The 5,501-nt window shown below is 55.3% G+C and carries 3 protein-coding genes and 3 pseudogenes; 3 read left to right on the forward strand and 3 right to left on the reverse strand.

Annotated elements, in window-relative coordinates:
* The 3 genes and pseudogenes from Q675_RS31280 to Q675_RS31290 form a co-directional block, all read left to right on the forward strand.
* Window positions 1–968, forward strand: a pseudogene (locus Q675_RS31280) (Mu transposase domain-containing protein); the annotation flags it as partial.
* On the forward strand, window positions 955–1,695 hold the full coding sequence (istB, locus tag Q675_RS31285; protein WP_023008987.1) for an IS21-like element helper ATPase IstB: 741 nt from the start codon (window positions 955–957) through the stop codon (window positions 1,693–1,695). The pseudogene Q675_RS31280 and the gene istB, both read left to right, overlap by 14 nt.
* A 178-nt stretch (window positions 1,696–1,873) precedes the next feature.
* Window positions 1,874–2,650 (forward strand): annotated as a pseudogene (locus tag Q675_RS31290) (IS3 family transposase); the annotation flags it as partial.
* 92 nt (window positions 2,651–2,742) lie between these two features.
* Here the strand turns inward: Q675_RS31290 and Q675_RS38420 are convergent.
* The 3 genes and pseudogenes from Q675_RS38420 to Q675_RS31310 form a co-directional block, all read right to left on the reverse strand.
* Window positions 2,743–3,563: pseudogene (locus Q675_RS38420) on the reverse strand (IS3 family transposase); the annotation flags it as partial.
* Between the two features lie 98 nt (window positions 3,564–3,661).
* On the reverse strand, window positions 3,662–4,672 hold the full coding sequence (locus tag Q675_RS31305; RefSeq protein ID WP_023011528.1) for a nucleotidyl transferase AbiEii/AbiGii toxin family protein: 1,011 nt from the start codon (window positions 4,670–4,672) through the stop codon (window positions 3,662–3,664).
* Window positions 4,665–5,270: a DUF6088 family protein gene (locus Q675_RS31310; protein ID WP_023011529.1), complete on the reverse strand. Its 606-nt coding sequence runs from the start codon at window positions 5,268–5,270 to the stop codon at window positions 4,665–4,667. The genes Q675_RS31305 and Q675_RS31310 overlap by 8 nt, the downstream gene beginning before the upstream one ends.
* Window positions 5,271–5,501 lie beyond the last annotated feature (231 nt).

A 5,501-nucleotide genomic window follows, 5' to 3' on the forward strand; every position in this document is an offset into this window, starting at 1 on the left:
CATGATGGGCCGGAATATGCAGGCGGTCTGCCGGAGGAGTGTGTTTACGATCTGACCAAGCTGGTGGTGATCAACGAGCAGTACCGGGAACTGACTCTCAACCAACGGTTCCATGAGTATGCCACCACCGCCGGGTTCCGGATCCATGCCTGCGAAGGCTATGACCCGGAGAGCAAGGGCAAGGTGGAAGCCGGCGTGAAGTACGTCAAGCAGGATTGCCTTTACGGTGAGGTCTTCCGAGATTCTGAGCACGTGCGCCAGCACGTGCAGGACTGGGTTGAGAGCGTGGCCACCACGGCACCACCGGTGAACCGCCCCGGGAGCGCTTCGAACGGGATGAGCGAGAACACTTGGAAGCTTACCTGTCACCAGCTTGCGTGCAGTCTGTGGCCCACGAGACACGTCGAGCCGACAAGACCGACCTGATCGCCTGGAAGGCCAACAAGTACTCCGTGCCCATGGCCTGGCAACAGGCCCGGGTGGGCGTTCTGGAGTCCGGCGGCCAACTCCACATCAGCGACCTGAGCACAGGCGACGTCATCGCCAGTCATGCTCTGTGTACCGACAAGGGCAAGGTGATCAAGAACACCCATCACTACCGCGATCATGCCCAACGGGTGACCACCCTTGAGAGCAAGATCAATGAGATGATCGGTAGCGAAATCGGGCAACGGTTGTGCCAGCAGCTCAAGCGTTCCGAGCCCAAGATCTACAAGGATCAGTTGGTGGCTACCCGTGATCTGCTCAAGCGCCATGCGCCCGTGGATCCGGCATTAATCACGACTCTGGCAGAACGCCCCGGCATGACCGCCACACGCCTGCAAAGCTACCTTGAAGCGGCCCAGACCGCCGTCCTCCGGGAACGGCAGCCAGAACCTCTGCCAGAACCAAAGCAAGCACTGGACCTAAGTGCTTATCGCCGTATTGGCCACTCCAGTGGCCAGGGGGTGACCCATGAGCCAGCTTGAACAGACCGTGTCCCGTTACCGCAGCCTGCGCCTGAGCGCAGCAGCCGATGAGCTGACCAACTTACTAGCGGAGGCAGAAGCCAACGAGATGTCCTATCTCAGCTTCGCGGACCGGCTTGCCGAACACGAATTGATCCAGCGCCAGGACAAGCGCATCCGCCGGAACCGGAAGATGGCCGCGTTCCCTGCCGAGAAGCGCCTGGAGGGCTTCGACTACCGGCACCAGACCACCATTACCAAACGTCAGGTCAATGCCTTGCTGGACTTCCAGTTCATCGACGAGCGGAACAACCTGGTGTTCATCGGCCCACCCGGTGTAGGCAAGACCCACCTGGCCATCGGCATTGGCTACAAAGCCGTGGAGGCTGGCTATCGAGTCCTGTTCCGCAACGCCCTGGATCTGGTGGAAGAGCTGGAACTGGCCGAGATGAAGGGTGAGCTGAAAAAGCGGGTCAGCGCATTGGCCAAATACGACCTGCTGATCATTGATGAACTGGGCTATCTACCGATGACCCGGCAGGCCCGATACAACCTGTTCCAGCTGATCAACAGCCTGTACGAATACCGCTCCATCATCCTGACCACCAACAAGGACTTCACCAGCTGGGGCGAGTTCTTCCACGACGACAACGTGGCGGTGCCAATCATTGACCGGGTTATCCACCATTCACACATCTTCATGTTGGGAGGAGAAAGCTATCGGCTGAAGCAGAAAACCACGAACTAGACTATGAAAGGTGGGTCAATTTTATTGGCCAAAGGTGGGTCAAAATAAATGGCCATTGACACGAACTTTACCGAGAGATTGGCCGACTGACGGTGGAACGCGATTTTTTGTCGCGCAAGCTCGATCAGTAAGCCGTCAACAGCGGTTGGCGATGATCGAGCGTGGTCATCCCCAAGTCAGTCTTTCGCGCCAGTGTGAGCTGCTCAAGCTGAGCCGCTCATCGGTGTACTACGTCCCTCGTGAGCAGTGTCAGGAGGATCTGGATCTGATGTACCTGATTGATCAACAGCACCTGGAAACGCCGTACTATGGCTCTCGCAAGATGCGGGTCCACTTGCAGCACCAGGGCTATCGGGTCAACCGGAAGCGGGTGCAGCGGCTGATGCGCACCATGGGCATTCAGGCGGTGTATCCGCGCCCCAGAACCAGCATTCCGGGCGATGGGCACAAGGTGTACCCGTACCTGCTCACAGGGCTGAAAATCGACCGCCCCAACCAGGTGTGGGCAACAGATATTTCATATATCCCGCTGGCCCGGGGCTTCATGTATCTGGTTGCCATCATCGACTGGTACAGCCGCAAGGTGTTGTCCTGGCGAGTCTCCAACACCATGGACACAGACTTCTGCGTCGATGCACTGGAGGAGGCTCTACAGCGCCACGGAACACCGGAGGTCTTCAACACCGATCAGGGCGTCCAGTTCACCAGCGAGGCCTTCACAAGCGTTCTCAAAGAGCATGGCATCCGGATCAGCATGGACGGCAAAGGCTGCTACCATGACAACATCTTTGTGGAACGGCTCTGGCGCAGCGTCAAACACGAGTGCGTCTACCTCACTGCCTTCGAGGATGGCCGACACTTGAAGCAGGCGCTCCACCGGTACTTCCGGCATTACAATCAGACCCGGTACCACCAAACCCTTGATTACCAAACGCCCGATGAGGTGTACTACGGGCAACCCATATCTCTGGCAGCCTGAGCCAGCGAAACAACCGGATCATAGCTTAGGGACACCATCAGGTTGTCCAACTGACTGGGTCCACCTCAGAATTCAGGCCCCTGATCGGTCCTAACAGCTTTCGGGTAGCCTCGGAAGGCAGCGATACTATCCAGGGTGCGGGCGACCTGTTCACCTGATATTCCCATGGCCACGGGAATGTCGAGACACTCCTTGGTGAAGTCATCCACGATCGTTAGGCATTTGATCCTGCGGCCGTTAGCCAAGGAATCCATCACGAAATCCATGGACCAGGTTTGGTTTGGCGCATCAGGCAACACCAAGGGCTGCCGTTCCACCATCACGCCTTTACGGCGCTTGCGTTTACGGACGGCCAGGCCTGCCTCCCGATAAAGCCGATAAACCTTCTTGTGATTCACCTCAGCACCCTCACGACGCAGCAACTGGTGAACACGCCGGTACCCGAACCGGCGGCGTTCGAACGCAATGGCTTTGATGCGCTCTGTCAGCTCACGCTCTTCTGGAGAACGCTGAGACTGATACCGCATCGTTGCGCGGGATAACCCGACGAGTGAACAGGCTTTGCGCTCGGATATCGTCGTCTCCGACAGCATGATGCGCACAGCCTCGCGCTTGTTCCCGACGGTCAGTACTTTCGGTTGAGAGCCGCCTTCAGAGCTTCTGTGCCCAGCATGGACTCGGCTAGCAATTTCTTGAGCCGGGCGTTCTCTTCCTCCAGGGCCTTCAAACGACGGGCTTCAGAGACTTCCAGGCCGCCATACTTCTTGCGCCAGGTGTAGAAGGTTGCGTCTGAGATGTTGTACTTGCGGCACAGCTCTTTGACCGGCAGGCCAGCCTCGGCTTCCTTCAGAATGGGAATGATCTGTTCTTCGGTGAATCGCTTCTTCATGTTCATCGTCCTCTCTGGTGATGAACATTACTAAGATCAGAATGGATTAGAAAGTTGGGTGCAGGTCAGGCCGAGTACGTGGCAGGAACCGATTGCACTCACCGACTATTAACACGGCTTTCGAGATCCCGGATTGAGTCGACGATTTCCTCAAAGTCCAGAGGTGTCGAGTACATCATCCCCGCACCCACCATTTTCTCGTAGTCACCCCGCAACCCCTCCAGAGTATCGGTCTCCGGCAATAGCTTCAGCCGTCCATCCAGACACTCGTCATAGTTCGCGTAGCCCGTATGGAAGAAAACTTTCTTGTGACGAACTACATCCTCTAAAAGCTCCCGGTTTTTGACCGCTGATCGGCCGGCAGGATGCTCTGCAAGCATCACCAAGTCGTACCAATGTCGGGACAACCTTTCAGCACTGTCCCTGAGCTTACCCCTACTACATTCAACATGTATGAGCGTCGCTTTCTCCCAGAATGTCCGTTCCGGCGAGAGCACCACGACCTCACTGCTCGGATAGACTAGGTCTTGCGTCAGCTCAGAGATGTATGGGCAGACCGTATGCGTTTCGTTGGGATCGATGACATTTCTGCCACCTAGCTCAATAAGTACCTGCGAACGGATGTATTCATCCGAATCCTCTATAACCGATGGGTAAGTGACCCAGATTTTTTCACCTCCATCGTCTAGCTCAACGGTGTGATGCTCAGACGCTGGCAATTTAGCCAATTCTCTTTCTAGGTATGGAACGACCACTTCATTCGCATAGGCAAAAACATAACCTTTCAGTCGTTCACTAAACTGCTTGGTTTTGGTACGACTTACGCCCCCTGCGAATGGGTCAAAGCCGTCCTCGAAGGCCCTGTAATCCAACGTGATATCGACATCCTCAGAAAAGCGATCAATCACATCGTAAACTTTGGAGAGCGATGTACCACCTTTAAAAGCCATCGGGTGCGCACCAGGCATGGAGAACAGCGCCTGCAGAGTCCAGCATACCCATACATCCTTTTCCAAAACAGATGCACTGCGAGCCAGTTGAGGTGCAACAGTTTGAAGGATATCGCGTTGTTCCTCCGCGGAAAGTTCGAGAAATACCTGCTCAGCCATGGACAAGGCCAGTCTCATATTGCCTGAACACCTCGCTCATCCAGGCCGGCATACGGGAGGAAAGCAACGTCTCGAACTCTTCTTCGCTCAACCCCTCTTTGATCCGCTTCACTACCTCGGTACTGATGTTGTTTTTACCCAGATACCAAAGAGCAGAGAGGGCCAAGCCAGGTCTTTTGCCCGCATGCTGAAGCTTTCTCTGACTGCTGGTGTGCACAAGCCTCACTTTAAGTTTACCGATGCAAATTTCTCGGGTGGGGCCACTAGTGTAGTAAACCGGTGTCGTTGGCATTTGCGTACTGAGCTTGAAGCGGCGAGCCGCTTCTGCCCCGTGAACCTGAATGGTTTCTCCATGCTCTTTCGCGATCACCTCAACCACACGCGACACGTCGGGCATCACCACCCCGACAAACCTGCTTTGCTTTGGCCGGACAAACACGCCCCTTGCAACCCGCTGAATCACACCCGCCTCTACTAGCCTAGACATAGCCTTATCCACAGCTGCGCGTGACCCGAGCCGAAGAAACCTTGTATTTGTAAAGGGCTCACCTTGCGGGAGCTTGACTATTTGACGCTCAATGGACTCTTTCACGGACATGACACACCTCCAAGCATTGTCAGAAAAACTACTACTTTTTCGGACACTATTCAAGCTTGATCGACGTGACAACATCGAGTTTTGCTGACGTATTGGCGGAGCTAAGCCTCATCAACATCCTGAATTATCACCTAGCAACTCAGAAATGACCTCAAAGACATAGGGGTAAATGCCAGCGCATTGCGAAGTTCTCGGACCTGCAACATTTAACTGCGTATTCCAGACCAAGGT

It is taken from the genome of Marinobacter sp. EN3, from assembly GCF_000475315.1.
Lineage (GTDB): Bacteria > Pseudomonadota > Gammaproteobacteria > Pseudomonadales > Oleiphilaceae > Marinobacter > Marinobacter nauticus.

Excerpts from the sequence above, each read along its gene's own strand:
- istB (WP_023008987.1), top strand. The coding sequence starts at position 955 with ATGAGCCAGCTTGAACAGACCGTGTCCCGTTACCGCAGCCTGCGCCTG.
- Q675_RS31305 (WP_023011528.1), bottom strand. The coding sequence starts at position 4,672 with ATGGCTGAGCAGGTATTTCTCGAACTTTCCGCGGAGGAACAACGCGAT.
- Q675_RS31310 (WP_023011529.1), bottom strand. The coding sequence starts at position 5,270 with ATGTCCGTGAAAGAGTCCATTGAGCGTCAAATAGTCAAGCTCCCGCAA.